This window comes from Microvirga sp. P4_G7, from assembly GCF_056401005.1.
The window spans coordinates 1-1,011 of sequence record NZ_JBFUKD010000994.1 but is presented as its reverse complement, the minus strand read 5'-3'; the positions used below and the strand labels follow the sequence as shown (position 1 = coordinate 1,011).

The window sequence follows — 1,011 nt, the reverse complement described above, 5'->3', positions numbered from 1 at the left end:
GAGAATCACGTTCCGATATCGCATGCACTGGTCGGCCGAAGAGCCCTTCCCGACGCCCTTGGCGCGCTGCGTCGCCACCCGCTTCGGCAATGGCGGCCAGGCTGGGACCGCGCGTCCCAGGGGCGTTCGCAAGTTCATGATCGAGTTCCTCGGCGAACCGCTCACCCGGCTGCCGGCCGGCACGATCCCCCGTCCGGTGCTCACCGCCTCCCGTGGGGAGTTCTCCAATATTCTCACGGAAGCCGTCCCCGACGACGTCCCCGGCCATTGGCGCACGCAGTTCGACCTCACTGCCGTCGGAATGGACCCGGTAGAGCTCCGGTGTTACCTCCGCAACGGCGACGAGGTTTTGAGCGAGACGTGGCTCTACCAGTATCACCCCACGACCTGAGATTGATTTGACCCCTCCGAAAATACAATCCTGAGATGCGTATAAAATACTGTACGCCTCCTGCGCGGGAGGCTAAAAGAGACGCATGTCACAGGACGGGCACCACGCGAACGTAGCCGGACACCACCATGGAGAGCACTCCCATGGGGATCACGGCCACGCGCATCATCATCACCCTCATCACCCTCATCGCGCCATCGCGATGGCGCCGACCTTTTCGTTGCTTCGCCTTTCAGCTTGGCAACGGCTGATCGGCTTGGCGCTGGCGCTCGGCGTGCTGTGGCTCCTGGTGTTCGCTGTGTTGGGTCAGGGCGCGCCATGAAGAAGACCACGATCCGTTTCGAGGGCCTCACCCTCGGCTACGACCGCCGCCCGGCGGTGCATCATCTGACCGGGGAAATCGCCTCCGGGAGCCTGATGGCTGTCGTGGGACCGAACGGCGCGGGAAAATCCACGCTTCTCAAAGGGATCGTCGGGACCTTGCGGCCATTGGGCGGGCAGATCGAATTGTCGCGCGATGCGCGGGACCGCATCGCCTATCTGCCGCAGGCCGCCGAGATCGACCGTTCTTTTCCGGTTTCGGTCTACGACATCGTCTCCATGGGGCTGTGGTTTCGCTC

General features: G+C 63.5%; 2 protein-coding genes. Both read left to right on the top strand.

The window, feature by feature from the left end; genetic code table 11:
• The coding region (locus AC1DT3_RS22490) for a glucan biosynthesis protein (RefSeq protein WP_477467389.1) at positions 1 to 391 on the top strand (391 nt) is incomplete at its 5' end.
• 318 nt (positions 392 to 709) lie between these two features.
• On the top strand, positions 710 to 1,011 hold a 302-nt coding region (locus AC1DT3_RS22485; RefSeq protein WP_477467388.1), incomplete at its 3' end, for an ATP-binding cassette domain-containing protein.